Source organism: Sphingomonas sp. PvP056, from assembly GCF_040549155.1.
GTDB lineage: Bacteria > Pseudomonadota > Alphaproteobacteria > Sphingomonadales > Sphingomonadaceae > Sphingomonas.
The window spans coordinates 160,220-186,730 of sequence record NZ_JBEPST010000002.1; the positions used below are offsets into that span (position 1 = coordinate 160,220).

Below are 26,511 nucleotides of genomic sequence, written 5' to 3' on the forward strand. Positions count from 1 at the left end.
CCTTCGATTCCCTCCATGCAGAGGTCCGGCAATGGCGGGTATGCGTTACCGCAACGGCGGCGGTAACAGCGACGGCCAGCCAGTATGGATCTCCGCCTCCGCGGGGATGACAGTTATTGAGGGGAAGGGCGAGCGCGACCCTAGAGCGTTAGCCGTCGTCGCCCATCCGCAGCGCAGCGATGAACGCTTCCTGCGGGATGCTGACCGAGCCATACTCGCGCATCTTGGCTTTGCCCTTCTTCTGCTTTTCCAGAAGCTTCTTCTTGCGGGTCGCGTCGCCGCCATAGCATTTCGCGGTCACGTCCTTGCGCATCGCGCTGATCGTCTCGCGCGCGATGACCTTGCCGCCGATCGCTGCCTGGATCGGGATCTTGAACAGATGCCGCGGGATCAGGTCCTTCAACCGCTCGACCATGCCGCGGCCGCGCACTTCGGCGGTGCCGCGGTGGACGATCATCGACAGCGCGTCGACCGGCTCCTCGTTGACGAGGATCCCCATCTTCACGAGATCACCCTCGCGATAGCCGATCTGATGATAATCGAAGCTCGCATAGCCCTTCGACATCGACTTCAGCCGATCGTAGAAATCGAACACCACTTCGTTGAGCGGCAGTTCGTAGGTCGCCTGCGCGCGGCCGCCGACATAGGTCAGGTTCTTCTGGATGCCGCGGCGATCCTGGCACAGCTTGAGCACGCTGCCGAGATACTCGTCGGGGACGTAGATCGTCGCCTCGATCCAGGGCTCGCTGATCGTCGCGATCTTGTTGGGCTCGGGCATGTCGGCGGGGTTGTGCAACTCGATTTGCGTCGTGCCCGCAGGATCGGGGTGCGTCAGCTCGATCTCGTACACCACCGACGGCGCAGTCGTGATCAGGTCGAGGTCATATTCGCGCGTCAGGCGCTCCTGGATGATCTCCAGATGCAGCAGCCCGAGGAACCCGCAACGGAAGCCGAAGCCCAACGCTGCCGACGTCTCCATCTCGAACGAGAAGGACGCATCGTTGAGGCGCAGCTTGGAGATCGACTCGCGCAGCTTCTCGAACTCGGCGGCATCGACCGGGAACATCCCGCAGAACACCACCGGCTGGACCTCCTTGAAGCCCGCCAGCGCTTCCAGAGCAGGCCGCTTCGCATCGGTGATCGTGTCGCCGACGCGCGTCTGCGCAACCTCTTTGATCTGTGCGGTGATGAAGCCCATTTCGCCCGTGCCGAGCTCGGTCAGCTGCTCGATCTTGGGGCGGAAACACCCGACCCGGTCGACCAGATGCATCGTGCCGGTCTGCATGAACTTGATCTGCTGGCCCTTCTTCAGGACGCCGTCGATCACGCGGACAAGGATGACGACGCCCAGATACGGATCGTACCAGCTGTCGACCAGCATCGCTTTCAACGGCGCATCGGGATCGCCCTTGGGCGGCGGGATCTTCGTGACGATCGCCTCGAGGATGTCCTCGATACCGATCCCCGACTTGGCGGAGGCAAGCACCGCGCCGGACGCGTCGATGCCGATCACGTCTTCGATTTCCTTGCGGACCTTCTCGGGTTCGGCGGCGGGCAGATCGATCTTGTTGATGACCGGCACGATTTCGTGGTCATGCTCGATCGACTGATAGACGTTGGCCAAGGTCTGCGCCTCGACGCCCTGCGCCGCGTCGACCACCAGCAGCGCGCCCTCGCATGCGGCAAGGCTGCGGCTCACCTCATAGGCGAAGTCGACATGCCCCGGCGTGTCCATCAGGTTGAGGACGTAATCGAGACCGTCCTTGGCGTGATAAGCCAAGCGCACGGTCTGCGCCTTGATCGTGATCCCGCGCTCTTTTTCGATGTCCATATTGTCGAGCACCTGCTCGGACATTTCGCGCGCGGTCAGGCCGCCGGTCTGCTGGATCAGGCGGTCGGCAAGCGTCGACTTGCCGTGGTCGATATGCGCGATGATCGAAAAGTTGCGGATGCGGTCGAGCGGGGTGGTCATGCTCGGGGCGATAGCATGCGCGGGGGCCAACGCAACATCAGCGATTCGTCCGCTGCGATTCGTCGCTGGCGGAACAAAAGGGGGCAGGCTAGGCTTTGCAAAAGATCATCAGGAGAAGTCGCATGAAGCTCGTCCGTCCGTATGCCGCAGCCGCCCTTGCACTGACGGCGACCATCGCCTTCGCCATGCCCGCCAACGCCGCGCTCAAGGTCGGGGCGAAGGCGCCCGACTTCACCACGCAAGGCGCGCTCGGCGGCAAGCCGTTCACCTTCTCGCTCGCGTCGGCGCTCAAGAAAGGGCCGGTCGTGGTGTATTTCTTCCCCGCCGCCTTCACCGCGGGCTGCACGATCGAGGCGCACAAGTTCGCCGAGGCCGCTGCCGACTTCAAGAAGGCGGGCGCGACGCTGGTTGGGCTGACCGCGGGCGGGATCGACAAGATCGACGCCTTCTCCAAGGAAGAATGCCGCAGCGCCTTCCCGGTCGCCGCTGCGACTCCGCCGATGATCAGCAACTATGACGTGTCTTATGCCGCGGGCTCGAAGATCACGAGCCGCACCTCGTACGTGATCGCGCCGACCGGCGAGGTGATCTACGAGCTGACGCAGAACAATCCGGTCGGGCATGTCGAGGGCACGCTCGGCGCGGTTCGCGACTGGCGTGCGAAGCACAAGGGCTGAGGCACGGCCCCTTAACGCTGGCGCTTCCCCGGCGAAGGCCGGGGCCCAGTCGCGAAGGTCGATGTAACGTCGCGCAGCGCCTGTTCGCGAAACGCCCGCTCCTGGGCCCCGGCCTTCGCCGGGGAAGCATAGAAAAATAGGAAGTTATTTCGGGGAACCTGCCTCGAGCCATTCAGGCGAAGCTATCGCTGCAATGGTCGGGGCGATAGGATTCGAACCTACGACCCCTGGACCCCGAGACCAGTGCGCTACCAGACTGCGCCACGCCCCGACACATTGCAGGGGCGAGCGGTTAGCCGGGGCGGGGCAGGGGAGCAAGCGAAAAGTTGCGGTCCCACGCTTTAGGCCCGCGCGGCGAGCATTTCTGCGATCGTCGCGAACTTCTCCCGCGGTGCGCCGCTGCGCGCGCGCGTGACTTCGGCAGCCTCGATCTTCTGCCAGTCGCGGAAGGTGACGATGTCGACCCCGCGATCGGCGAGCAACATGTCGAGCCCGACACGCCCGGTCTTGCCGCTGCCACCGGGAACATCTGCTGCGATCAGTTCGGCGATCGCGAAACCGTCAGGCCGGTTGGTGCCGATCGTGCCGGTCGGCCCGCGCCGTGCCCAGCCGACCGCATACAGCCCCGCCGCGATCCGCCCGTCGACATTGGCAAACCGCCCGAGCGCCTCGTCATACGGGACGCCCGCGATCGGGGGCGTGCGATATCCGATACAACTGACCACCAGTGTGGCGGGGATCGTATATTCCTCGCCGGTATCGACTAGGCGCCCGTCAGCGTCGAGTCGCGTGCGCGCGACGATCACGCGTTCGGCATGGCTTTCGCCTTCCACCCGGACGGGGCGGGCGAAGAAGTCGAACACGATCCGGACCGGCTTGTCCGCCTGCGGCAGCGCGAACGCGCGCAAATGCGCCACCGCCTTGCGCATCCCCGGATCGAGATCGACATCCGCCTCCGTGGACGGCAAGTCCGCCGGGTCGACCAGCGCCACCGCACGCGTCAGATGCGCCAACTCGCCCAGTTCCTTGGGCGTCATCGCGATCTGGTGCGGCCCACGTCGCGCAAGCAGCGTGACCGTCGCATGTTCGGCATCGCGCAACCGATCGAGCGCGTGGCCGACGATGTCGGAGCCGCCAAACTCGGCCTCGGTCTTCGCAAGGATCCGCGCGACGTCGAGTGCGACGTTGCCAGCCCCCACGACCACTGCATCGAGACCGCCGACCGGCGGATCGAGCGCGGCGAAATCGGGATGCCCGTTATACCAACCGACGAACGCCGCCGACCCGATCACGCCGGGCAGATCGTCTCCCGGTACGCCGAGCGGCTTGTCCGATGGCGCCCCCGTCGCGAGCACGACCGCGTCGTACAACTCGAGCAACTCCGGCACCGACACCGCGTCCCCCACCGACACGTTGCCGACGAAGCGCACGGTGTCGCTCAGCGCGACCGCCTCGTAGCGGCGCGCGACCGCCTTGATCGACTGGTGATCGGGCGCGACCCCGCTGCGGATCAGCCCATAGGGGACAGGCAGACGATCGATGATGTCGACCCGGCAATCGTCGCCGAACGCCTTCTGGCACGCCTCCGCGGTATAATAGCCCGCCGGGCCCGAGCCGATGATCGCGATATGCCGCATGGCGTACGTTCTCCTGTGCGGGGATCGTAACCCGAGGAGATCATGGGGCAAGCACCAAGCGCGCTGACACGTCGAACGCCCCGAGGAATCCCGCTGCATGAACGCGATGTCATCTTGGCGTCGTCGTATCGCCATGCCAAGGCGGCAATGCGATTGTGTACGATCGTTACAGTTGGGAAGGTTTCCAGGGATGCCTCGTCGATGAGCCGCGCACCGATCTTCTACGATGCGTCCGGTCGCCGGCGTCGGCGTTTCGCGATGGCGGTGGCGGCGTTCGTGCTGCTCGTCCTGCTGTCGATCGTTGCGCTCGGGGTGTCGATCGGCGCGGTCCCGGCTCCTCCGCTGCTCCCGGTCGAGGCGGAACACGCCGCCTACACCAAGCTGCCGCCGCCACACGATCCGCTGCTGCGCCGCGCACGGCGTAATATCATCGATTATGCGCGCCTGATGGGTGCCGCGCCGGCGCGCGGCGTCGGCACTGCGGTCGACCAGCCGCTTGCGATCGGTTTCCATGTGCCGTGGGACCAATCGAGCGTCGCGTCGCTCAGGCGGCATATCAACGATCTCGACTGGTTGATTCCGGGCTGGGTCTCGGTCACCGGTACCAACCACGACATATCCGTGTTCCGCGATACGGCGGGACGCGAGATCATCAACCGCTCGACGCATCGTCCCTTGCTGCTGCCGATGATCCAGAACGCCAAGGATGGCGTGTGGGACGCGAAGGGCATGGAAACGCTGTTGCACTCCGCGACGCAACGCGCGGCGTTCCTCGACAAGCTGGAACCGTGGCTGGTCCGTAACCGTGCCGGCGGGGCGTTCTTCGATTTCGAGGAACTCAGCCCGCGCGGGCAGGCGGACTTCCGCACGTTCCTGCGCGAAGCCAGGGCGCGCTTCGCCAAGCATAACTGGGTCATCGCGATCGCGGTGCCGATCGGGGCGGCGGAAGGCGAGGATGGCTGGAACATCGCCGCCTTCGCTTCGATCGTCGATCGCGTCTTCCTGATGGCGTATGATGAGCATGAGACGAGCGGCGATTCCGGCCCGATCGCGTCGCAAAGCTGGTTCGAACGATCGGTCGCGCGCGCTGTCCAGGGCGTGCCGCGCAACAAGATCGTCGTCGCGATCGGCAGCTATGGCTATGACTGGCACGACGGCGGCGGTGATCCGCTCGCGATCGACGAAGCCTGGCAGTCCGCGCGCGAATCGAGCGCGATGCCGATCTTCGACAAGGCCAGCGGCAACACCGGTTTCGCCTATATGGAAGGCAGCAGCCGCCACGTCGTCTGGCTGCTCGATGCGGCGTCGGCGTATAACCAGATGAAGTTCCTAAGCCGGGTCGGTCTCAACGGAGTCGCCGTATGGCGGCTCGGCGCGGAAGACCCCGGGCTGTGGTCGATCTTCGGGCGGTCGCATCGCACGCTGCCGGCGCCCTCCGCGATCAACACGATCCCCGCCGGGACCGATGTCGACATCGAGGGCAGCGGCGAAATCCTCAAGATCGCAGGCGTGCCGGTGGCGGGCGTGCGCCAGGCAATCGCGGCCCCCGATGGGGGAATCGCCGACGTTCATTTCGTGACCCTGCCATCGCCGTATATCGTTGCGCGGACGGGCTATCGCCCCGGCCTCGTCGCACTGACCTTCGACGACGGCCCCGACCCGACCTGGACCCCGCGCGTCCTCGACGTGCTCAAGCAGAAGCAGGTGCCGGGGACGTTCTTCGTCATCGGCGAGAATGCGCTGACGCAGCGCCGCCTGCTCGACCGCATGATCCGCGAGGGGCATGAGATCGGCAGCCACACCTATACGCATCCCAATCTTGCGGGCGCGTCCGAAACCGAAACGCGGTTCCAGCTCAACACCACGCAACGGCTGTTCCAGGCGTTCACCGGCCATTCGCTGCGGCTGTTCCGTGCGCCCTATTTCGGGGACGCCGAGCCGACCACCTCGGACGAAATCTACCCGGCGCTGCAGGCGCAGAACCGCGGGTACATCTCGGTCGGGCTGCACGTCGATCCGGACGACTGGAAGCGGCCGGGCACGCAGGCGATCATCGACCGCACGGTCAGCGAAGTCACCGATCCGGCAGGCCGCTGCACCGGCGACGATGAACCGCAGTGCAGCCGCAACATCGTGCTGCTCCACGATTCGGGCGGGGACCGCTCGCAGACCGTCGCCGCCTTGCCGCAGATCATCGATCAGTTGCGCGCCAAGGGCTATCACTTCGTGCCCGTGTCCGAGCTCGCCGGCATCCCGCGCGACGTCGCGATGCCACCGATCACGGAGAGCGAGCAGGTCACGGCACAGTTCAACCTGTTCATCTTCAGTGCGCTCGGCGGGATCGTCGTCGCGCTTGGCTGGATCTTCTTCTTTGCGATCACGATCGGGATTGCGCGCGCGATCATCCTGTCGGCGCTGGCGCTGATCCAGGCGCGGCGCGAAAGCCGGATGGTATTCCCGCCGATCGACCCCGACACGTTCGTGACGGTAATGATCCCCGCGTTCAACGAGGAGCTTGTGATCGAACGCGCGGTCCACGGCGTGCTTGCGTCGACCGATGTGCGGATCGAGGTGATCGTGATCGACGACGGGTCGTCCGACGCGACGAGCGCGGTGGTGCACACCGCCTTTGCCCATGATCTGCGCGTGAAACTGCTCACGCTCGAGAATGGCGGAAAGGCCCGTGCGCTCAACCGCGCGCTCGATCTGGCGACGGGCGAAATCGTCATCGCGCTCGACGCCGATACGCAGTTCGAGCCGACGACCATCGCCCGGCTGGCGCGCTGGTTCGTCGATCCGACGCTCGGCGCGGTTGCGGGTAACGCCAAGGTCGGCAATCGCGTCAATCTACTGACGCGGTTCCAGGCGGTCGAATATATCACCGCACAGAACCTCGAACGCCGGGCGCTCGCGCGGCTCGATGCGATGGCGGTGGTGCCGGGCGCGGTCGGCGCATGGCGTCTGGCCGCGATCAAGCAAGTTGGCGGCTACCCCGACGATACGCTTGCCGAGGACCAGGACCTGACGATCGCGATCCAGCGCGCCGGGTGGAAGGTCACCTACGACCAATATGCGGTCGCGTGGACCGAATCGCCCGAGACGATCAAGGGCCTCGCCAAGCAACGCTTCCGCTGGGCGTTCGGCACGCTGCAATGCCTGTGGAAGCACGGCAGCATCATGGCGACGGGCAAGCCGCGCGGCCTCGCGCGCGTGGGGCTCCCGCAGGCAATCCTGTTCCAGATCGTCTTCGCAGCGATTTCGCCGATCATCGACCTCGCGCTGATCGTCAGTTTCGTGACGACCTATCTCGCGGTGCTCGCGCATGGCTGGGCGCAGACCCAGCATGATGTCGAGAAGATGCTGGTCTATTGGCTAGTGTTCACGCTGATCGACCTCCTCGCCGCGATCGTCGCGTTTGCGCTGGAGCGGCGCGAGGACTGGCGGCTGCTGTGGCTGCTGATCCCGCAGCGCTTCGGCTATCGCCAGATCATGTATTACGTCGTGCTCAAGGCGATCACACAGGCGTTGCGGGGACCGCGCGTCGGCTGGGGCAAACTGGTGCGGACCGGTCGGGTGAACGTATAGGCCGGGCTTACTCGACCCGCTCCACTTTCAGCCCGCGGTCGCGGAGCAAGGCGATCACCGAGCCCCGCCCGACCAGATGCCCCGCGCCGACCGCGACCAGCACGCGGCCGGGGCGTGCCATTCGTCCGACGATCGCGCGGGTCCAGCGGCGGTTGCGCTGATCGATGAGCGCATCCGCGATTGCTGGGTCCTGGCGGACGGAGTCGAGCGTTGCGGACAGCGTCGCCGCGTCGCCCTTGATCCAGGCGGCGAGCAGCGTGCGATAGCCCTTCTCAGGGTCAATCGCGTCGCGTGCGGCATCCAGCAGCAACCGACGCTGCGACGCCTCGGGCAACCGATCGAACAGGTGGAGCTGTCCCGCGCGCGATTCGAGCGCACCGATCGTCTTGCCCGCGAACCGCTGCGTCAGCACCGCCTCGACCCCGTGGTTCGCCGATGCTCGACTGACGTGCCCCGCACCCGCGCCGATCACCAGCGCGGCGGCCCAGGTCTTGTACCCGTCGAGATCGTCGGCGGACTGGCTCGCGGCGGCAATGCCCTGCCGCAAGAGCGCGCGATCCGCGGGGGCGACGCGATCGAGCAGCGCGGGCAGGCCCCGCTGCCGGCCGAGCGTTTCGAACTGCGCGTGCGCATCATCGCCTGCCACCGGGGGCACTTCGAGCACCAGCGTGTCCGCCGCGCCGATCGCGCGCTCCACTTCGGGTGTCTGCCATTGCACCTTTGGCGGCAGCGCGTGGATCGTCCCGATCAGCCAGATCGTCGTATCGGCATCCGACACCCGCCACAGCGCGGGCCGCGCCGGCGTCGGCGCCGTCTGGTCGCATCCCGCCAACAGCAGCGCGAGCGTAAGGCCGAACCGCCGGATCAATAGCGGATACGCACGGCTTTGAGGTGGCGCTTGGCCAGTTGCACCTGCACGCTGTCGCGCCCCGCGAGATGCCCCGCGCCGACCGCGATGAACACCGTGCCGGGCTTCTTCATCCGTTCAGCGACCCACGCCGCCCAGCGCTTGTTCCGCTCGACCAGCAGGATCCGGTACAGATTGGGCTGGCTCGTCAAATCCTCGTTCATCAGCGCGCTCAGCCCCTCGGCGTCGCCTGCCTTCCAGCGGTCGAGCATCGCGTTGATCATGCCGTCGAACTTGTCGATGTCCCGTACGCTCGACACGAGGAAAGCGATCTGGTCCGCCTGCGACAGCGCGTGGAAATAGCCGAGCTGTTGCTGCAGCGTCTCGAGCCCCGTGATCGGCTTGCCCGCGGCGGTCGCGGCGGCGGTGAGCGTGGCTTCCGCGCCGTCGGCCGCGCTGAACCCGGCCTTTTGCAACGCCAACTGGGAGAGGGTCACCGCGACGAACCACGGCTCGAACTTTTCGACCGCGGCGGGGGGAATGCCGAGCTTGGTCATCGCGGCGGCATAAGCGGCGCGGTCGCCCGCGTTGAGTTTCTGCGTCAACGGCACCCCCGATGTGTCAGTCGCGAGCGGGAGCATCACGCTTTGCGCGGTCGCGGGATCGGGGAGGGGGATCTCGAGGATCAACTGCCCGCTCGCGTCGAACGCCTTCTTCACCGCCGAGTCGAACCAGCCGAGATGCGGCTTGAGCGCATGGATCGTCCCGAACAGATACACGGTCGTGTCCCGGTCCTTGACCACCCACAAAGCCGGATCGGCAGGAACCGTGGCGGCGCGGGGGGTTGCGGGCATCTGCACCGGCGCGGGCGCCGTCTGCGCGACCGCGCCGCCGCTCAGCAACAGTGCGGTGAGCGCAAGGAAGGGGCGGGTGAGGATCATGCGAGGCGTCCCGATACGTGTCCGGCGAATGGTCGCCGCTCTACCCCCTAAACCAGCGCGGGTTAACAGCTTTCCGATCAAGCGTTGACCCCCTTGCGGCACTGCGCCAAAGCCAGCGCATCATGACCGATCGCCCGATGAGCTTCCAGCGGATGATCCTGACGCTCCATGACTATTGGAGCGACAGGGGATGCCTGATCCTGCAACCCTATGACATGGAAATGGGGGCGGGAACCTTCCACACCGCCACGACGCTGCGCGCGCTCGGCCCCAAGCCGTGGAATGCCGCCTTCGTCCAGCCCTGCCGCCGCCCGACCGACGGCCGCTATGGCGAGAACCCCAACCGGCTCCAGCATTATTACCAGTATCAGGTGATCCTGAAGCCCAGCCCGGCGGACTTGCAGGAGCTGTACCTTGGGTCGCTCGCGGCGATCGGGATCGATTTCACGAAACATGACATCCGCTTCGTCGAGGATGACTGGGAATCGCCGACGCTCGGCGCCTGGGGTCTCGGCTGGGAAGTATGGTGTGACGGGATGGAAGTCACCCAGTTCACCTATTTCCAGCAAATGGGCGGGTTCGACATGAAGCCCGTCGCGGGCGAACTGACCTACGGGCTTGAGCGGCTCGCGATGTACATCCAGGACAAGGACAGCGTCTACGACCTCGCGTTCAACGACGCGGGCGTGACGTACGGCGAGGTGTTCCACGAGAATGAGGTCGAGATGTCGACCTGGAATTTCGAAGTAGCCGACACCGATAGCCTGTTCGATTCGTTCCGCAAGCATGTCGCCGAATGCGAGAACAGTCTCGCTGCGGGGTTGCCGATTCCGGCTTATGAGCAGGCGATCAAGGCGAGCCACGTGTTCAACCTGTTGCAGGCGCGCGGCGTCATCTCGGTCGCCGAGCGGCAGGCGTATATGGGGCGGGTGCGCGATCTCGCGAAGGGCAGCTGCCAGGCGTGGATCGAGAAGCACACGCCTGCGTGGCAGGAAGCCTATCCAGGGTGGACCGCATGATCCGCGCCGCAGGCAATTTGTCCCTGCTTCGTGGCTTTGTGGCTTTGATTGAGCAGAAGGGTTTTATCACGCAAAGGCGCAAAGGCGCTAAGATGGCGTGTACCACAGCAGGCGGCGCGCGCGCTGGCGAAGGTTTCGTTAAGCTTCGCTCGGGCAAGCCCGCCGAAGGCTATCAAACCTTCTCCTCCTTTCTCTTAGCGTCTTTGCGCCTTTGCGTGATCAAACCCTCCCTGATCAAACCCCTCCCAACGGTGCCCGCATGACCGATTTCCTCCTCGAACTCCGCTCGGAAGAAATCCCCGCGCGGATGCAGGACCGCGCGCGCGAGGATCTCGCCAAGCTGTTCGCCGCCGAACTGGCGAAAGCCGGGCTCGCCGCGACCGAGCTCGTCACCTACGCGACGCCGCGCCGCCTCGCGCTGATCGCCCGCGGGCTCCCGACCGAGACCGCCGCGGTGTCCGAGGAAACCAAGGGGCCCAAGGCGAGCGCACCGCCGCAGGCGCTCGAAGGCTTCCTCCGCAAGACCGGCCTCACGCGCGAGCAACTGGTCGAGCGCGACGGCGTGCTGTTCGCAGTGGTCGAAAAGCCCGGCCGCGCCACCACCGGCGTGCTGGCGGATGCGATCCCCGCGATCATCCGCGCCTTCCCCTGGCCCAAGGCGATGCGCTGGGGCGGGGCGTCGACCACGATGGAATCGCTGCGCTGGGTCCGCCCGTTGCAGGGGATCGTCGCGCTGTTCGGCGAGGAGATCGTGCCCGTCGAGATCGCCGGGATCACCAGCGGTGCCGCTACCGTCGGGCATCGTTTCCATCATCCGGGGATCATCACGATCGGCTCGGCGGACGATTATGTCGAGAAGCTGCGCGCCTGTCATGTGATCGTCGACCAGGCCGAACGCCGCCAGATCATCGCGCTCGGCGCAACGATGGCTGCGCGCAAGGCGGGGCTGGAGCTGGTCCAGGACGAGGGGCTGCTGACCGAGAATGCCGGGCTGACCGAATGGCCGGTGCCTTTGCTCGGGCGCTTCGACGCTGCGTTCCTCAGCGTGCCGCCCGAGGTCATCCAGCTGACCGCGCGCGTGAACCAGAAGTATTTCGTGTGCCGCGATGCCGGTGGTGCGCTGGCGGATGCGTTCGTCTGCACCGCCAATATCGATGCGGTCGATGGTGGCGAGAAGATCGTCGAGGGCAACCGCAAGGTGCTCGCGGCAAGGCTTTCGGATGCGAAGTTCTTTTACGAGACCGATTTGAAGGTGCCGCTGGAGGCGCAGGCGGAGAAGCTCGACCGGATCGTGTTCCACGAGAAGCTCGGCACGGTGGCGGACAAGGTCGCGCGCGTTGCGAAACTGGCACGATGGCTGGTCGAAGAGGGGATCATCTCTTCTAAGCCCCTCCCCTTCAGGGGAGGGGTTGGGGGTGGGGCCGTGCCTACTTCCGAAGGCCAGATTGCTGAACTGCCCCACCCCAACCCCTCCCCTGAAGGGGAGGGGCTAAAGGAAGAGCTCGCCAACCTGGCGGAACGCGCAGCCCTGCTCTGCAAGGCGGATCTCGTCACCGGCATGGTCGGCGAATTCCCCGAGCTGCAAGGCCTGATGGGCGGCTATTACGCCGCCGCCCAAGGCGAAGACCCCCGAGTCGCCGCCGCGATCCGCGATCACTACAAGCCGGTCGGGCAGGGCGACGACGTGCCGACCGATCCGGTGACTGTGGCGGTATCGTTGGCGGACAAGCTGGATACGTTGGTCGCGTTCTTCTACGCCGACCTGCCGCCAACTGGATCGAAGGATCCTTTCGCGCTGCGTCGCGCCGCGTTGGGCGTATTGGAACTAATCACCCGCAACAACCTCCGGATGAGTTTGTGGCACGCCATTACGCGAGGCTTGGCTGGTATGACGACATTGCGGTGTTCGCCTGAAATGTCGAAGGAAGCCGATGAGGCGCATACAAGTGCGATGCGCGCAACGTTCAAGACGCTTCCGGCCTTCTTCGCCGACCGCCTCAAAGTCCAGCAACGCGAAGCCGGCGTCCGTCACGACCTGATCGACGCGGTGTTCGCGCTTGGTGGGGAGGACGATCTCGTCCGCCTGCTCGCCCGGGTCAATGCATTGCAGAAGTTCATCGGCACCGAGGACGGCACGAACCTGCTCGCAGGCTACAAGCGCGCGGCGAATATTCTGAAAAAGGAGGGCGTCCCTTCTTCTCCCTCTCCCCTCCGGGGAGAGGGTCGGGGAGAGGGGGACGCATCAACCAGCGTTCCGCTCGAAAATGCAGCACAGCCCCTCTCCCCGCAGAAACCGCTGTCCTACACGCCCGAACCAGCAGAGACTGCGCTCGCCACCGCACTCGACTCTGCCGAACCCGCAGCCTCAGCCGCAATCGAGCGCGAGGACTTCGAGGCCGCAATGGCAGCGCTGGCAACGCTTCGCGCACCGATCGATACGTTCTTTGAAACCGTGATCGTCAACGACCCCGTGCCCGAAAAGCGCACGGCCCGTCTCGCATTGCTCGACCGCGTTCGTGCTGCAGTGCACAATGTGGCAGACTTTTCGCGGATCGAGGGGTGATGCCAACGCGTTACGCCTGACCTTAGCCTAACCTTCCAATCGCCTCCCCAGCGAATTCAACCTGTTAGAGGGAAGACGCATGACTCAGTACGTATATCGCTTCGGCGGCGGGGTGTCCGATGGGGGCAAGGGCGACCGGAACTTGCTGGGGGGCAAGGGCGCTAACCTGGCGGAGATGGCATCGATCGGCCTGCCGGTCCCGCCGGGCTTCACCATCTCGACCGATTTCTGCGCGGTCTATTACGATGAAGGCGGCCAGTTCCCGCAGGGCCTGCGCGACGAAGTCGCGACCGGGATCGCACATATCGAGGGCATCACCGGCAAGACCTTCGGCGACGCCGCCGACCCGCTGCTCGTCTCCGTCCGCTCGGGTGCGCGCGCCTCGATGCCGGGGATGATGGACACCGTCCTCAATCTCGGGCTCAACGACCAGACCGTCGAGGGCCTCGCCGCCACCTCGGGCGACGCGCGCTTCGCGTGGGACAGCTACCGCCGTTTCATTCAGATGTATTCGGACGTGGTGCTCGAGCTCGACCACGGCGCGTTCGAGGAAGCGCTTGAGATCGCCAAGGAAGATCGCGGCTATTTCCTCGATACCGATCTCAGCGCGGACGACCTGCGCGGCCTCGTCGACGAGTACAAAGGCCTGGTCGAGCAGCAATGGGGCAAGCCCTTCCCGCAGGACGTGCATGACCAATTGTGGGGCGCGGTCGGCGCGGTGTTCGGGTCGTGGCAGTCGGAGCGCGCGAAAGTCTATCGCCGCCTCAACGACATCCCCGCGAGCTGGGGCACCGCGGTCAACATCCAGGCGATGGTGTTCGGCAACATGGGCGAGACCTCGGCGACCGGCGTCGCCTTCACCCGCGACCCCTCGATCGGCACGCGCGCTTATTACGGCGAGTTCCTGATCAACGCGCAAGGGGAAGACGTCGTCGCCGGCATCCGCACCCCGCAATATCTCACCGTCGCCGCACGCGAAGCCGCCGGTGCCAAACCCGCCTCGATGGAAGAGGCAATGCCTGAAGTCTACGGCGAGCTCGCCAAGGTGTTCGACCTGCTCGAGACGCATTACCGCGACATGCAGGACATCGAATTCACGGTGCAGCAGGGCAAGCTGTGGATGCTCCAGACGCGCTCGGGCAAGCGCACCGCCAAGGCCGCGCTCAAGATCGCGGTCGACATGGCGAACGAGGGGCTGATCACGCGCGAGGAAGCGGTTGCGCGGATCGATCCGATGGCGCTCGATCAGCTGCTCCATCCGACGCTCGACCCCAAGGCGACGCGCGACGTGCTGACCAAGGGGTTGCCCGCATCGCCGGGTGCCGCCTCGGGTCATGCCGTGTTCGACAGCGACACTGCCGAGAAGCGCTCCAATGCGGGCGAGTCGGTAATCCTGATCCGTACTGAGACGTCGCCAGAGGACATTCACGGCATGCACGCGGCACGCGGCATCCTCACCGCGCGCGGCGGGATGACCAGCCACGCGGCAGTGGTCGCACGCGGAATGGGGCGGCCGTGTGTATCGGGCGCTGGTTCGATTGCGATTGACGCCAAGGCAGGCACGATGCGTGTGGGTGACCGCACGATCAAGGCGGGCGACATGGTGACGATCGACGGCACCACCGGCGAGGTGATGGCGGGCGAAGTCCCGACCGTTCAGCCCGAATTGTCGGGTGATTTCGCGGCGCTGATGGTGTGGGCGGATGGCGTGCGCCGCCTGAAGGTCCGCGCCAATGCCGAGACCCCGCTCGACGCCAAGGTCGCGCGCGAGTTCGGTGCGGAAGGGATCGGCCTGTGCCGGACCGAGCACATGTTCTTCGATGCCGAGCGCATCACCAACGTCCGCCAGATGATCCTGGCCGAGGACGAGGCGGGCCGTCGCACCGCGCTCGACAAACTGTTGCCGGAGCAACGTGCGGACTTCGTCCAGCTGTTCGAGGTGATGGCGGGGCTGCCGGTGACGATCCGCCTGCTCGATCCACCGCTGCATGAGTTCCTGCCGCACGAAGAATCCGAGTTTGCGGATGTGGCGGCAGCCGCGGGGATCGCGGTCGACGTGCTCAAGCGGCGTGCGGCAGAACTGCACGAATTCAACCCGATGCTCGGGCATCGCGGTTGCCGGTTGGGCGTGACCTATCCAGAAATCTACGAGATGCAGGCGCGCGCGATCTTCGAGGCGGCGGTCGATGTGGCGCAACGTTCGGGCGCGGCACCGATCCCCGAGGTTATGATCCCGCTGGTCGGCACGAAGCGCGAGCTCGAGCTGATGAAGACGGTCGTCGACAAGGCAGCGCAGATCGTCTTCGAGCAGACCGGCACGACGCTCGACTATCACGTCGGGACGATGATCGAGTTGCCCCGCGCCTGCCTGATGGCGGATGAGATCGCCGAGGTCGGTGCGTTCTTCTCGTTCGGGACCAACGACCTGACCCAGACCACCCTGGGCGTCAGCCGCGACGATGCCGCGCGGTTCCTCGGCACATATGTCGAGCGCGGCATCTACGCGCGCGATCCGTTCGTCAGCCTCGATGTCGAGGGCGTCGGACAATTGATCGCGATGGCGGCAGAGCGTGGGCGCAAGACGCGGCCTGACATCAAGCTCGGCATCTGCGGCGAGCATGGCGGCGATCCGGCGAGCATCGCGTTCTGTGAGAAGGTCGGGCTCGATTACGTCTCGGCCTCGCCGTACCGCGTGCCGATTGCACGGCTGGCGGCTGCACAGGCGGCGCTGGCGAAGCGCGACTGAAGAAGGAGGGGCGTACCCGACGTCCCTCCACCGTCCCCGCGCACGCGGGGATCCATATTGGCGAACGGCGCGAGCAACGACGGACGGTGACTATGGATTCCTGCCTTCGCGGGAATGACGGGGAAGGGGCCGATAGCGGTTCCGCTTCAGATCAGGTCGCGCGGCGGCAGAGGCTCGGATCCGCGCAACGCCGCGATGGTCCGATCCGCCTCTGCCAGCTCGTGGCGTAGCACTTCGGTCTCACGGTGCAGATCCGCAACGCGCTGGTCGGCGATGCGCAGGCGGCCTTCCGCATCGTCGTGATAGGCGGCGTAGCGCGTCGCTTCGTCGCGCAGCTGCCGCTTGTACTTCCGCGTACCCGGCGCGCTGGCATAGCCGATCAGCCACCCCGCCACCAATATGACGAAGAGCAAAATGAACTGTTCGGGTGTCGTGAACGGCATTCCGGATCCCCTGTCGCAAAGCCAAGGGCGTGATCCTGGCCGCTCGCCAACCGTACCGCAAGTGCCTCTATTTGAACGCATCCGCGATCGAGCAGGCGGCCGGCCCGAGAATGACGATGAACAGCGTCGGCAGGATGAACAGGATCAGCGGGATCGTCATGATCGCCGGCAGCCGCGCCGCCTTCTCCTCGGCGCGCATCATCCGTTCGTTGCGGAACTCCGACGACAGCACGCGCAATGCGGAGGCGAGCGGCGTCCCGTATTTCTCGGTCTGGACCATCGTGGTGACGACGCCCTTGACCGCGTCCAGCTTGACCCGCGACGCAAAGTTCTCGAACGCCTGCCGTCGCTCGGCAAGGAACCCCAGTTCGATCGCCGTCAGCGTAAACTCGTCGCCCAGTTCGGGATAGGCCTTGCCCAATTCGCGTGCGACGCGGTTGAAGGCGGCGTCGACGGTCAATCCCGCCTCCGCGCAAATGACGAGCAGGTCGAGCGCATCGGGCAGGCCCTTCTGGATCGCCAGCGACCGCTTCTTGATCTTGTTGTCGAGGTAAAGGTCGGGTGCCTTGTACGACAGGACGAAGTTGGTCGCGACGATCGCGTACATCTTCCACGGGGTCCAGTTGGCAAAGATCCCGCTGCCATAGACCAGGTACAGGACCAAGACCCCCCATGTCAGCGGCAGCACCAGCCGCCCGAAGATCACCGCGACCGCATATTCCTTCGACCGGATTCCCGCCTGCATCAGCTTGACTTGGGCCGCCTTGACCTGGCTGTCCTGCAACACCTTCAGGCTGGACAGCAGGCTCTTGATCCGGTCGGTCGTCTCGTTCTTGGTGACGAGCTTGGCGCGGCGCTTGGTCGAGGCGGTGATCCCCGCCTTCAGCTGCTCGCGCCGGTCGTTGAGCGCCTTGACGCGCTTGGTCATCGGGTCGTTGACGGTGGTCACAGCGTAGATCGCGAGCAGCACCATGAACGCCGCCACCCCGGCGAGGAGCGTCGCCACGGTATAGACGTCGATGCCAAGGATCATCGGGCCGGTGGAGGATGGAGGGTTCATCGCTTAAATCTCGAAACTGACCATGCGGCTCATGATGAACGCGCCCATTCCCATCCACAGCATCCCGATCCCGCCCGTCACCATCAGCCGCTGATCGATGAAGAAGTTGGCCATGTACGGCGGGTTAATGATCCAGATGAGGGTGAAAACGATGAACGGTAGCGAGCCGACGATATAGGCGGACGCCTTCGATTCAGACGACATCGCCCTGATCTTGAGCTTCATCTGTCCGCGCATCCGCAGCACCGTCGCGAGGTTGGCGAGCGTCTCCGCGAGATTGCCGCCGGTCTCGCGCTGGATCGCGATGGTGATGACGAAGAACTGGAACTCGGGCGTGCCCAGCCGGTCGGCGGTGTCCTGCAACGCCGCGTCCAACGTCCGCCCGATCTTCATCTTGTCGGTAATCGACTTGAACTCGACCCCGACCGGGCCATCGACTTCGTTCGCAACGACCGAGATCGTCTCGGTGATCGGCAACCCCGAGCGAAGGCCACGCACGAGCAACTCGATCGCGTCGGGAAACTTGGCGGTGAACTTCGCGATCCGGCGCTTGATCGTGATGCCGATCACCTTGTGCGGCACGCCTGCGCCGATCACGACGCCGAGCAGTAGCGCCAGCAGGAGCGGCAGCCCGAGGATCGCCAGCAACAGCGTGACCCCGGTGATCGCGCCAAGCGTCGCCATCCCATATTGACCGACCGTCCAGGTCTTGCCCGTCATCGCAAGCCGCTTCTTGAGCAGCGCGACGTTGGGCAGGAAGCGCGCCGCCGCCACGTCCATGCGGTTGCTGCGCGCGGCGGCGATCCGGCGCAGCTGCGCATCCGCCAGCACATGGGCCGCCTCGCTGTGCCGCTCGCGCAAGGCACCCAGGCGACGCGCGCCCGCCTTGTCCGCATTGGGCCCGGCAAAGGCGAACGCCATCAGCATCAGCACAATGAGCGCGCCCACGCCCAGCGACAGGATCGGCATCAGGTTCATGACGCTATCAGACGCCTCGCACCGTTACAGGCGCGTTACCGGGGCAGGGGGTGGCGCTCATTTCTTCTTGCCCGACTGGCTGATCATCCCCTTGAGGTTGAACTTGCCGATCAGCGACGTCCCCTTGGCCCCCGTCGCCTTCTTGCCCGGCTTGCCTGCGCTGTCGATCGGCGCTGCGGAGTCCCCCACCGCCATCAGACTGGCGGCGAGATCGACCATCGGCTGGATCGTCTTGGAATTCTTGCCCGCCTCGGCAAGCGGTTTGCCGAGCTTGGCGGCTTGTGCCGCAAGCTTCTGATCGAACGGAATTGCGAAATCGACCTTGCGCTCGATCGAACCCTCAAAGTCCTTGCGGCTGATCTCGAGCTGGGCGGCGATCTGCACCTTGTTCGCGACCACCACGACCTGCGTCTGGGGTGCGTTCGATCGCAGCCACGACAACAGCCGGATCGTGTCGCGCGCCGCCGCCAGCGTCAGTTCGGTGACGATGACCGCGACCTGGATATCGGTCATCAGATGCGGATGCTGCACCAGCATGCCGCGCGGCAGGTCGACGATCGTGCATTCGAACGCGGCGCGCATTTCTTCCTGCAACTGGTAGAAGGCGCTGCCGTCGGTCATCACGGGGACGCTGATCGGCGCTTCGGCGGACAGCACCGACAGCCGCTCGCTCGCCTTGACCATCGCGCGTTCGATGAACAGTCCGTCGATCCGGCTCGGGTTGTCAATCGCATCAGTCAGGCCACGGCCGGGTTCGAGGTCGAGTGTCAGCGCGCCGGTGCCGAAATGCACGTCGAGGTCGAGCAGCGCGGTGGTGCGGGCGCCTTTCTCGCTCATCATCCAGGCAACCGAGGTCGCGAGCGTCGACGCGCCGACCCCGCCCCGCGCGCCGATGAAGCAGGTCGAGATATGCGGGCGCTCGGTCGACGCCTCGACCGCCTTGGGGGCGTTGAGCATCGCCTGCGCATGACTGAATGCATCGCGCAGCATGTCCGCGCTCAGCGGCTTGAGCAGGTAATCCTGGATCCCGCTGACGACCAGTTCACGGTACAGCCGCACGTCGTTGACCTGCCCTGCCGCGATGACGACCGTGCCCGGCTCGCACACTTCGGCAAGCGCATTGATGTCGTTGATCGGATCGCCGCTTTCGGACAGGTCGACGAACAGGATTTGCGGGGAGGCGGATACGGAGAGCGATTGCACCGCATTGCGCAAACCGCCCTTGTTCACCTTCTCCGGCGCCCAGCCCATTTCGACCGCGACCGGGCGCAGCGTCTCGGCGGTGGTTTCGTCGCAGACATAGGCCGCAAACGGATCGCGCAGCCCGAGGCGGCCTGAATTGAAGGGTGCGTTCATTGCTTGCTGCCGCTTCCGGTGGTTTCCGACTTGATCGTTGTGCCGCCGGCGCCGGTCGGTACGGCCTTGCGGTAGGTGTCGATCGCGCGGTTCGACGTGGCCTGATCGGTGATCGCGCGTCCGGTCTGGCCCCGGACGAGATCGCCCGGATTGGCGACCATCGCGGCGATGTTGGAATTGATCGCGCAGCCCTGGTTGGACGATGTGTTGCTCTCGAACTCAGGCGAACGGACGCGGCTGAAATCCGGACAGCCGGGCACCTTCGCGGACATCCGCGTGACGACGATCCGGGCGGTACCGGGAAGGACGGGCGAATCGGTCAGCGGCGTGTCGTTCGACAGGATCAGGCCGTACCGTTCGGTTTCGGCCGCGACCGTGTCGCGAACCGCGCTGCCATAGCTGTCGGACGTCTCGACCGAGACCGCATCGCCATAGCCGACCCGCAGCGACGCCATCCATCCCGCGAGTCGCTGTTGCTCGCCGGGCGCAAGGCCGTCCGGCGTGGTCGCCACGTCGAAGGCATAACTGGTCCGGCTGACAACCGGCTGATGCACCGATTCGAGGCCGCGGTTCTGGGTCCCGGCGCAACCGCCTGCGATCAGAAGCGCGGGGAGCAGGCCGATCGCGATCGACCGTGCGCGCATATCCATCATCATGTCCCTCGAAGACCTCACTTCAGGTTGAAACCGGGCGCGGCATTGCTGTCGCGCTTGGCGGACGAACGCGGGGCGGCGGTCGGGGCGGCCGGATCAACCGTGCGCGGTCCCTGGTTCATCGGAAGGGCCGGCGCGGCCGGGGCGAAACTTGGCTTCGGCCGTTCCGCGCCGGTCTTCCCTCCGCCGAGCTGGCCGAACAGCACGCGGTCGAGATCGGTCGGAGCCTTGATGCCGTCGGTCGGCAGGACGATGTCGTTCGCGTTGACCGGCTTGACCAGATACGGCGTGATGACGATCACGAGTTCGGTCTCGTTGCGCTGGAACGCGTTCGAGCGGAACAGCGCGCCGAGGATCGGCACGTCGCCGACACCGGGGGCCTTTGTGATCGAATTGTTGTGGCTGTTCTGGAGCAGCCCGGCGATCATCATGCTCTGACCGGAACCCAGCTCGACCGTCGTCTCGGCGCGACGGGTGGTGAGGGCCGGGATCGTGGTGCCCGAGATCTGCACCGCGCCGTCCGAGGTCAGCTGCGACACTTCGGGACGAACACGCAGCGAGATGCGGCCGTCCGCGAGCACGGTCGGCGTATAGGACAGGCTCACGCCATATTGCTTATACTCGACCGACACGGCGCCAAGACCCTGACTGAGCGGGATCGGAATTTCACCGCCTGCGAGGAACGAGCCCGTTTCGCCGGAGATCGCGGTGAGATTTGGATTGGCCAGCGTCGATACCTGCCCGTCGGTTTCCCCCAGATCGAGCGAACTCAGAAGATCCATGCCAAGCATGCGCCCGGCCAGCCCGATGGTCGTGCCGGAAGCCGTTGCACCCGGGAAGCCGAAGAGCGTGGCGCCGGGTCGCGCACCGTTTGCATCGACCGGAGCATTGGGCTGGTTCGGCACGCCTGGGACAGTCGTGATCGTACCCTGACGACCCTGGCTAATCCCGAACAGGACGTTCCCACTGCCGCGGTTGGTCAGATTGACGCCCAGATTCTTGACGAAAGTGCGGCTGACTTCCGCGATGCGGACCTGTAAGTTGACCTGCAATGGTGTCGCCGTGGCAAGGCGCGACAACACCTTCGTGGTTTCCCCCACGAACGCCTGGACGAGACGGGTGGCTTCCGCGCCATCCTCGGGCGAGGCGACCGTGCCGGTGAGCAGGACCAGCCCGTTCATCGGCGTCGCAACGATCTTTGCCTCGGGCATGGCGAGCCCCAGCATCTGCTGGATCGAGTCGAAATTGCTGCCAACCCGGATCGTCGCCGAATAGACGACCGCGCCGGTCCGGCTGGTCGCCGAGATCGTCGTCTCGCCCGCGCCCTTGCCGAAGATGTAGAGCTGGGTCGGCGAGCGGACCTGGACGTCCGCGATCTTGTCGTCGGCGACGAACACGTCGCTCATCGGGCGCATCAGCGTGACCAGGCGGCCACGACCGGTATTGACCTGGAACACCGGCGTGCCCGTGCCGGCTTGTACCGGCGCGGCGGTCTGCGCGGATGCGGCGGTGGGCAGGGTGGCCACACTGCCGGCGACCAGCGCGCAGGCCAGCGACCAGCCGAGCGAGATCGAAACGCTACGCATTTTACTTCTTCCCCCCGACGGCGACGTCCGTCACCGTATTGCCGCGTGCGACGCGGATCATTGGTCCTGTGGCCATCGAGCCGCCCGGGAAAGCGGCGCCGGTCGAGCTCGTCGGGGCCATGGGAACGCCGCCGTTCCCCCCGGATTGATCGACTGCCTTGCCGGGCACGGTGCGGCGCTGGTAGCGCGATACGTCCGCACCCGTCGCCATCGAGCCGCCACCCGCCGAGGGCGCGCTTGCGATCCGCGTCAGCATCGCGCGTTCGGCCTTGGGGTCATCGGGCATCGACACGTCGCCGCTCGCGATCGCCTGCTCCAGTTCCGTACTGTTGTCCGCGATCGAGCGCAGCGACAGCGACAACGTCCCCACCGTCTGCGCGACCGCGATCTGCTCTGCCATCCGCGGCGTCGCCTCGATCGTCACGTTGGAGAAGGTCTTCACGATCGTCTTGCCGTCGTCGCCGACGGCGTTGTCGGTGCGCTGGTCGGTCGCCAGGACCCGAATGTTGCGCATGATCGTCTCGGCTGCCTTGAGCGGTGGACCATCGCCCCCGCCCGCGACGCTCTGCGTTAGGATCAGGTCGATCCGGTCACCCGGAAAGACGAAGCCCCCGACGCTGGTGGTCGCCTCGACCGGCACGGTGACCGCGCGCATCCCGGGCCCGAGCGCCGCCGCGAGGAACCCCCGGTCGCCCGGCTTGACCAATGCGCCCTGCGTCAGCGGCTGCCCCGCGGTGATCGCGTTGCGGACGACGGTGCCCTGGAGCGACTTGGGGTCGAACCCGGCCTTCTTGATGTAATAGACGTTCTGGACGAGTTCCTTGGGCCACGGCTGATAGCGCAGCGAACTCGCGTCGAGGATCGTGCCGACCGGCAGCGCCTTGGTCGCGACGAGCACGTCCGGGCCATCGGGTGCCGCGGCGACGACGGTCATCGCGGCAGATTGCGGCGCCGGGCTGCCAACGATCAGCGACCGCGCCATGAATGCGGTGATCGCGGCGACGATCAGCGCGCCCACCAGCAATATGACCTTACGACTATCCATTTCCGACCTCTCGAACACGGCCGGTTGGGCCTGCGTTAAGCATATCCACCAAGGTGGTTAAAAAGCGGTGCACGCAGGACCAAAAGCGCGGCGATGGCGATTGCGACACCGTAGGGGACCTCGATTGGGGTGGTGCGCGGCCGCACCGCACGATCGATCAGCAACACCACCGTCAGCACGCCGCCCAGCAGCGACATCACGACCAGCATCCACATCAGCGGTTGCAGCGGCAGCCACAGCGCGAGCGCGCCGATCATCTTGACGTCGCCGCCGCCCATCCAGCCGAAGTGAAACGCCGCGACGAAGCCCGCGAACACTACCGCCGCAAGGCCCAGCTGGATCGCCATGTCAGGCCAGAGCGAAAGCCCGTTGCCCCACCACCACAAGGGCGCGAGCAGCGCGATCGTCGCGTTTTTCCAGTTGGCGATTTCCCGGACTCGCGCGTCCTCGACCGCGGCCGAGAGCAGCAGGCACACCAGCGCGAAGAGCACCGTGGCGGAAAGAGAAGGCGCGCTCATGGCCGAAAGCCCTAGACGACGTGCCTTTCGAAAACGTAACCATGCCGCATGGTCTCCCCCCAATTGTACCGGCGCGCGATTCCCGCAGCGGCGCGGATCACGCGCTGGGCCGCGCCGGACGGATGGATGCTCCGCCGGTTCGACTGGCCCGCCAAGGGCACGCCGCGTGGGCGCCTGCTGTTCCAGGGGGGACGCGGCGACATTTTCGAGAAGTATCTGGAAACCTTCGCGCACTGGCACGCGCAAGGTTGGTCGGTAACGTCGTTCGACTGGCGCGGGCAGGGTGGATCTGGGCGACTGGCGAAGACCCCGCACGTCGGCCATGTCGAGGACTTCAAACACTATATCGACGATTTTCGAGCTTTTTGGGCCGAATGGGTGACCAAGGGCGCAGGACCGCACGTCGCGATCGGCCATTCGATGGGCGGGCATTTGCTGCTCCGCGCGCTGGTCGAGGGCGCCGCGACCCCCGATGCGGTCGTACTCGTCGCGCCGATGCTGGGGTTACACAGTCCGGTCGGTCAGGGGCTGGGCGGACGGGTTGCGGACGCGATGGCGCGGCTCGGCGATCCCGCGCGCCCAGCCTGGCGCGGCAACGAACGCCCCGCCACGACCGAGACGCGGCAGGCGCTGCTGACGCACGATCCGGCGCGGTACGAGGACGAGATCTTCTGGCAGTCGACTCGGCCCGAGCTGCTGCTGGGACCACCGAGCTGGCGCTGGCTCGCGCAGGCCTTCGCCTCGACGCGGGCGCTGCAACGCGATTCGCGGATCGCCTTGCTCAGCGTGCCGACGTTGTTCCTCCTCGCCGATGCCGACAAACTGGTTTCGACCAAGGTCGCCGCGCGCGTCGCCGGCCGGATGCCGGCGAGCGAAACGCTGCGCTTCGGATCCGAATCGGCACATGAGATCCTGCGCGAGGCGGACGGGGTCCGCAGCCGCGCGATCGGCGCGATCGACGCGTTCTTCGCGGCGCACGCAGCAAAGGGATAAGCGGACATGCGGTATGATGTCGCCATCGTGGGCGCGGGCATGGCGGGCGCGAGCCTCGCCGCCGCGATCGCGCCACATGCCTCGGTCGTGCTGCTCGAGGCGGAAGACCAGCCCGGATATCACGCGACCGGGCGGTCGGCGGCGTTCTGGTCGGAGACGTACGGCGGTCCGGGTGTCCAGCCGCTGACCACCGCCTCCGGCCCCGCGCTCCACGGCGGCGGGTTCCTGCAAGCGCTGGGGTCGCTGCATATCGGGCGGGAAGCGGATCGCGCCGCGATCGACGCCTTTCTTGCGGAGTTCGACGGGAGCGGGGTCGTGCTCGAACGAGTCGATCCGCAGGCGATGGTGCCGGGTCTGCGCCCGGACTGGACGCTCGGCGTGCTCGAACAGAGCAGCACGTATATCGACGTGGGGGCGCTCCATGCGCATTACCTTGCGCAGGCACGGCGCGGGGGCGTGCGGCTGGTCGTGTCCGCGCCGCTGTCGGGTGTGGCGCGGGTCCACAATGGCTGGTCGCTCGAGACGGGGGCGGGGACGTTCGATGCCACGGTGCTCGTCAACGCCGCCGGGGCGTGGGCCGATGCGGTCGCGCTTATGGCGGGAGTCGCGCCGATCGGCATTACCGCCTACCGCCGCACGATGGTCCAGCTCGCGACCGATCCGGGCGCGCCGGAGGGATTGCCGCATGTTGTCGGGATCGGCGGGGATTTCTATTTCAAGCCCGAGGCGGGCGGCAGGATCTGGCTCAGCCCGCACGACGAGACCGCGACCGACCCGGGCGACGTCCAGCCCGAGGAAATCGACGTCGCCACCGCGATCGACCGGTTCGAGCATGTCGTCGACTGGCGCGTGATCAAGGTCGAACGGCGCTGGGCAGGACTGCGCAGCTTCGCGCCCGACCGGTTGCCGGTCTACGGTTTCGCGCCGGATGCGCCAGGGTTCTTCTGGTGCGCGGGGCAGGGCGGTTTCGGGATCCAGACGGCACCCGCGGCGGCGGCGCTGGCGGCTTCGTTGCTGCTGGGGCGGGTGCCGGACGATAGCGTGAGCGGGATCGATGCGGAGCGCTATGCGCCGGGGCGGTTCGGCGTGTGCAAGTGAAACCGTTTGCTAGGGTCGTTGCGAGCTGATCCCAAAGACGCTTCCCCGGCGAAGGCCGGGGCCCACTCGAAGTGGCCGACGTAACGAAGCGCAGCCGCACGCACCCTCAGGTGGCTCTACTGGGCCCGGCCTCCGCTGGGGAAGCACTTTGAAGTCTCACGATCTTGCTTCGCTATCCGCCGCCTTGCCGGGCCGATGCGGTAACCCAACGGCATTCTCATCACCGATAAAAGACGCCCAAACGCCCCCCGGCTGCCAGATGCTTTCCATCTCCTGCCGCGCCAGCTGTTCGTCCATGCCAAGGACGTCGCGGCGATATCGGTACAGGAACGCCGAAACGCGCGCATTCACGATGCAATGAACGTGCACTTTCGCCCCGGCCATGCTTTCCATCGCCGCACAGAAGCGGCGGAAATCCCCCTCGGTCGGAGCGTCGAACGCGACCGGGATGTGCGTATAGGTCATCCCCAGCGCGGTTACGCTGCCAGCTTCGTCCGGCAACGCACGCTCGTGCGTGTGCAAGGCCAGGTTGATGACATGTTCGACCCCGAGCGCCGAAAACGCCTTGAGATCGTCCTCCGTCGGCTGGCCGGATGTCGTGAGCTCTCCATCAAGGCGGCGCCAGACGGGGATGTGGGTCGGGTCGGACATGCGGCATCCTTTCAGTAATGGATGCCCAGGCGCGCGGCATAGTCTTTTCCGCTTCCCGGTGGTGCTCCACCCAAGTCGCCAGTCACGGACACGGTGCCGAGTGTACCCCACTGTTCGACCGTTCGCTACTGCGTGTCCCTCGG

Annotated in this window: 21 protein-coding genes, 1 tRNA gene and 1 riboswitch; of the genes, 8 read left to right on the forward strand and 14 right to left on the reverse strand. The window is 65.9% G+C overall.

The features are described from left to right. Window positions 1–148: 148 nt before the first annotated feature. The gene (gene lepA / locus ABIC17_RS04940) at window positions 149–1,972 is read right to left on the reverse strand and encodes a translation elongation factor 4 (protein ID WP_354279716.1); all 1,824 of its coding nucleotides are present in this window, start codon (window positions 1,970–1,972) and stop codon (window positions 149–151) included. A gap of 122 nt (window positions 1,973–2,094) precedes the next feature. Here lepA and ABIC17_RS04945 point away from each other — a divergent pair, with 122 nt between their 5' ends. After that, window positions 2,095–2,649 carry a peroxiredoxin gene (locus tag ABIC17_RS04945; RefSeq protein WP_354279718.1) on the forward strand — a complete coding sequence of 185 codons (555 nt, stop codon included), beginning with the start codon at window positions 2,095–2,097 and terminating at the stop codon, window positions 2,647–2,649. Window positions 2,650–2,843: 194 nt separating this feature from the next. On the opposite strand, the gene ABIC17_RS04950 is transcribed toward ABIC17_RS04945, so the two are convergent. Then, window positions 2,844–2,920, reverse strand: a tRNA-Pro gene (locus ABIC17_RS04950). A gap of 70 nt (window positions 2,921–2,990) precedes the next feature. Then, window positions 2,991–4,286, reverse strand: coding sequence for an FAD-dependent oxidoreductase (locus ABIC17_RS04955; RefSeq protein ID WP_354279720.1), 1,296 nt, complete (start codon window positions 4,284–4,286; stop codon window positions 2,991–2,993). A 201-nt stretch (window positions 4,287–4,487) separates the two neighbouring features. On the opposite strand from ABIC17_RS04955, the gene ABIC17_RS04960 reads away from it, so the two are divergent. After that, window positions 4,488–7,871, forward strand: coding sequence for a trifunctional glycoside hydrolase family 18/polysaccharide deacetylase/glycosyltransferase family 2 protein (locus ABIC17_RS04960; protein WP_354279722.1), 3,384 nt, complete (start codon window positions 4,488–4,490; stop codon window positions 7,869–7,871). 7 nt (window positions 7,872–7,878) lie between these two features. On the opposite strand, the gene ABIC17_RS04965 is transcribed toward ABIC17_RS04960, so the two are convergent. Beyond that, on the reverse strand, window positions 7,879–8,739 hold the full coding sequence (locus ABIC17_RS04965) for a TraB/GumN family protein (protein ID WP_354279724.1): 861 nt from the start codon (window positions 8,737–8,739) through the stop codon (window positions 7,879–7,881). Further along, a complete protein-coding gene (locus ABIC17_RS04970; protein ID WP_354279726.1) occupies window positions 8,736–9,659 on the reverse strand; it encodes a TraB/GumN family protein in 924 nt (307 codons plus the stop codon). The genes ABIC17_RS04965 and ABIC17_RS04970 overlap by 4 nt, the downstream gene beginning before the upstream one ends. A 122-nt stretch (window positions 9,660–9,781) precedes the next feature. On the opposite strand from ABIC17_RS04970, the gene ABIC17_RS04975 reads away from it, so the two are divergent. From ABIC17_RS04975 to ppdK, 4 genes are all read left to right on the forward strand, one after another. Further along, entirely contained in the window at window positions 9,782–10,678 is an 897-nt protein-coding gene (locus ABIC17_RS04975; RefSeq protein WP_277967638.1) for a glycine--tRNA ligase subunit alpha, read from the forward strand. Further along, a complete protein-coding gene (locus ABIC17_RS04980) occupies window positions 10,675–10,941 on the forward strand; it encodes a hypothetical protein (RefSeq protein WP_354279728.1) in 267 nt (88 codons plus the stop codon). Before ABIC17_RS04975 ends, ABIC17_RS04980 begins: the two co-directional genes overlap by 4 nt. Next, window positions 10,938–13,241, forward strand: coding sequence for a glycine--tRNA ligase subunit beta (glyS, locus tag ABIC17_RS04985; protein ID WP_354279730.1), 2,304 nt, complete (start codon window positions 10,938–10,940; stop codon window positions 13,239–13,241). The genes ABIC17_RS04980 and glyS overlap by 4 nt, the downstream gene beginning before the upstream one ends. A gap of 79 nt (window positions 13,242–13,320) precedes the next feature. Continuing rightward, complete coding sequence (gene ppdK, locus ABIC17_RS04990) at window positions 13,321–15,987, forward strand: pyruvate, phosphate dikinase (protein WP_354279732.1); 2,667 nt, start codon at window positions 13,321–13,323, stop codon at window positions 15,985–15,987. 146 nt (window positions 15,988–16,133) lie between these two features. Here ppdK and ABIC17_RS04995 read toward each other — a convergent pair whose 3' ends face one another. The 8 genes from ABIC17_RS04995 to ABIC17_RS05030 all read right to left on the reverse strand — a co-directional run bounded on the left by ABIC17_RS04995 (window position 16,134) and on the right by ABIC17_RS05030 (window position 23,626). Then, window positions 16,134–16,430, reverse strand: a complete 297-nt coding sequence (locus ABIC17_RS04995; protein ID WP_354279734.1) for a hypothetical protein — start codon at window positions 16,428–16,430, stop codon at window positions 16,134–16,136. Window positions 16,431–16,497: 67 nt separating this feature from the next. Then, the gene (locus ABIC17_RS05000; RefSeq protein WP_492722041.1) at window positions 16,498–17,463 is read right to left on the reverse strand and encodes a type II secretion system F family protein; all 966 of its coding nucleotides are present in this window, start codon (window positions 17,461–17,463) and stop codon (window positions 16,498–16,500) included. A 30-nt stretch (window positions 17,464–17,493) separates the two neighbouring features. Beyond that, the gene (locus ABIC17_RS05005; RefSeq protein ID WP_354279738.1) at window positions 17,494–18,468 is read right to left on the reverse strand and encodes a type II secretion system F family protein; all 975 of its coding nucleotides are present in this window, start codon (window positions 18,466–18,468) and stop codon (window positions 17,494–17,496) included. A gap of 57 nt (window positions 18,469–18,525) precedes the next feature. Then, window positions 18,526–19,824: a CpaE/TadZ family protein gene (locus ABIC17_RS05010; protein WP_354279740.1), complete on the reverse strand. Its 1,299-nt coding sequence runs from the start codon at window positions 19,822–19,824 to the stop codon at window positions 18,526–18,528. Further along, window positions 19,821–20,474 carry a CpaD family pilus assembly protein gene (locus ABIC17_RS05015; RefSeq protein ID WP_502958411.1) on the reverse strand — a complete coding sequence of 218 codons (654 nt, stop codon included), beginning with the start codon at window positions 20,472–20,474 and terminating at the stop codon, window positions 19,821–19,823. The genes ABIC17_RS05010 and ABIC17_RS05015 overlap by 4 nt, the downstream gene beginning before the upstream one ends. Before the next feature lie 20 nt (window positions 20,475–20,494). Further along, the gene (locus ABIC17_RS05020) at window positions 20,495–22,063 is read right to left on the reverse strand and encodes a type II and III secretion system protein family protein (RefSeq protein ID WP_354279744.1); all 1,569 of its coding nucleotides are present in this window, start codon (window positions 22,061–22,063) and stop codon (window positions 20,495–20,497) included. Between the two features lies 1 nt (window position 22,064). Beyond that, window positions 22,065–23,108: a Flp pilus assembly protein CpaB gene (cpaB, locus tag ABIC17_RS05025; protein WP_354279745.1), complete on the reverse strand. Its 1,044-nt coding sequence runs from the start codon at window positions 23,106–23,108 to the stop codon at window positions 22,065–22,067. A 35-nt stretch (window positions 23,109–23,143) separates the two neighbouring features. Then, the gene (locus ABIC17_RS05030) at window positions 23,144–23,626 is read right to left on the reverse strand and encodes an A24 family peptidase (protein WP_354279747.1); all 483 of its coding nucleotides are present in this window, start codon (window positions 23,624–23,626) and stop codon (window positions 23,144–23,146) included. 48 nt (window positions 23,627–23,674) lie between these two features. Here ABIC17_RS05030 and ABIC17_RS05035 point away from each other — a divergent pair, with 48 nt between their 5' ends. Together ABIC17_RS05035 and ABIC17_RS05040 are read left to right on the forward strand one after the other, a co-directional pair. After that, window positions 23,675–24,619, forward strand: a complete 945-nt coding sequence (locus ABIC17_RS05035; RefSeq protein ID WP_354279749.1) for an alpha/beta fold hydrolase — start codon at window positions 23,675–23,677, stop codon at window positions 24,617–24,619. 6 nt (window positions 24,620–24,625) lie between these two features. Further along, window positions 24,626–25,717 (forward strand): NAD(P)/FAD-dependent oxidoreductase, encoded by a 1,092-nt coding sequence (locus ABIC17_RS05040; RefSeq protein WP_354279751.1) that lies wholly within the window; start codon window positions 24,626–24,628, stop codon window positions 25,715–25,717. Window positions 25,718–25,873: 156 nt separating this feature from the next. Here the strand turns inward: ABIC17_RS05040 and ABIC17_RS05045 are convergent, their stop codons facing one another. Beyond that, the gene (locus ABIC17_RS05045; RefSeq protein ID WP_354279753.1) at window positions 25,874–26,368 is read right to left on the reverse strand and encodes a protein tyrosine phosphatase family protein; all 495 of its coding nucleotides are present in this window, start codon (window positions 26,366–26,368) and stop codon (window positions 25,874–25,876) included. 16 nt (window positions 26,369–26,384) lie between these two features. Then, a riboswitch (ZMP/ZTP riboswitch) is annotated at window positions 26,385–26,464 on the reverse strand. Between the last annotated feature and the right edge of the window lie 47 nt (window positions 26,465–26,511).

Excerpts from the sequence above, each read along its gene's own strand:
- ABIC17_RS05000 (WP_492722041.1), bottom strand. The coding sequence starts at position 17,463 with ATGATCCTTGGCATCGACGTCTATACCGTGGCGACGCTCCTCGCCGGG.
- lepA (WP_354279716.1), bottom strand. The coding sequence starts at position 1,972 with ATGACCACCCCGCTCGACCGCATCCGCAACTTTTCGATCATCGCGCAT.
- ABIC17_RS04970 (WP_354279726.1), bottom strand. The coding sequence starts at position 9,659 with ATGATCCTCACCCGCCCCTTCCTTGCGCTCACCGCACTGTTGCTGAGC.
- ABIC17_RS05015 (WP_502958411.1), bottom strand. The coding sequence starts at position 20,474 with ATGGATATGCGCGCACGGTCGATCGCGATCGGCCTGCTCCCCGCGCTT.
- ABIC17_RS04980 (WP_354279728.1), top strand. The coding sequence starts at position 10,675 with ATGATCCGCGCCGCAGGCAATTTGTCCCTGCTTCGTGGCTTTGTGGCT.
- ABIC17_RS04975 (WP_277967638.1), top strand. The coding sequence starts at position 9,782 with ATGACCGATCGCCCGATGAGCTTCCAGCGGATGATCCTGACGCTCCAT.
- ABIC17_RS05010 (WP_354279740.1), bottom strand. The coding sequence starts at position 19,824 with ATGAACGCACCCTTCAATTCAGGCCGCCTCGGGCTGCGCGATCCGTTT.
- ABIC17_RS05005 (WP_354279738.1), bottom strand. The coding sequence starts at position 18,468 with ATGAACCTGATGCCGATCCTGTCGCTGGGCGTGGGCGCGCTCATTGTG.
- ABIC17_RS04945 (WP_354279718.1), top strand. The coding sequence starts at position 2,095 with ATGAAGCTCGTCCGTCCGTATGCCGCAGCCGCCCTTGCACTGACGGCG.
- ABIC17_RS05040 (WP_354279751.1), top strand. The coding sequence starts at position 24,626 with ATGCGGTATGATGTCGCCATCGTGGGCGCGGGCATGGCGGGCGCGAGC.
- ABIC17_RS04955 (WP_354279720.1), bottom strand. The coding sequence starts at position 4,286 with ATGCGGCATATCGCGATCATCGGCTCGGGCCCGGCGGGCTATTATACC.
- ABIC17_RS05020 (WP_354279744.1), bottom strand. The coding sequence starts at position 22,063 with ATGCGTAGCGTTTCGATCTCGCTCGGCTGGTCGCTGGCCTGCGCGCTG.
- cpaB (WP_354279745.1), bottom strand. The coding sequence starts at position 23,108 with ATGGATAGTCGTAAGGTCATATTGCTGGTGGGCGCGCTGATCGTCGCC.
- ABIC17_RS05045 (WP_354279753.1), bottom strand. The coding sequence starts at position 26,368 with ATGTCCGACCCGACCCACATCCCCGTCTGGCGCCGCCTTGATGGAGAG.
- glyS (WP_354279730.1), top strand. The coding sequence starts at position 10,938 with ATGACCGATTTCCTCCTCGAACTCCGCTCGGAAGAAATCCCCGCGCGG.
- ABIC17_RS04960 (WP_354279722.1), top strand. The coding sequence starts at position 4,488 with ATGAGCCGCGCACCGATCTTCTACGATGCGTCCGGTCGCCGGCGTCGG.
- ABIC17_RS05030 (WP_354279747.1), bottom strand. The coding sequence starts at position 23,626 with ATGAGCGCGCCTTCTCTTTCCGCCACGGTGCTCTTCGCGCTGGTGTGC.
- ABIC17_RS04995 (WP_354279734.1), bottom strand. The coding sequence starts at position 16,430 with ATGCCGTTCACGACACCCGAACAGTTCATTTTGCTCTTCGTCATATTG.
- ppdK (WP_354279732.1), top strand. The coding sequence starts at position 13,321 with ATGACTCAGTACGTATATCGCTTCGGCGGCGGGGTGTCCGATGGGGGC.
- ABIC17_RS05035 (WP_354279749.1), top strand. The coding sequence starts at position 23,675 with ATGGTCTCCCCCCAATTGTACCGGCGCGCGATTCCCGCAGCGGCGCGG.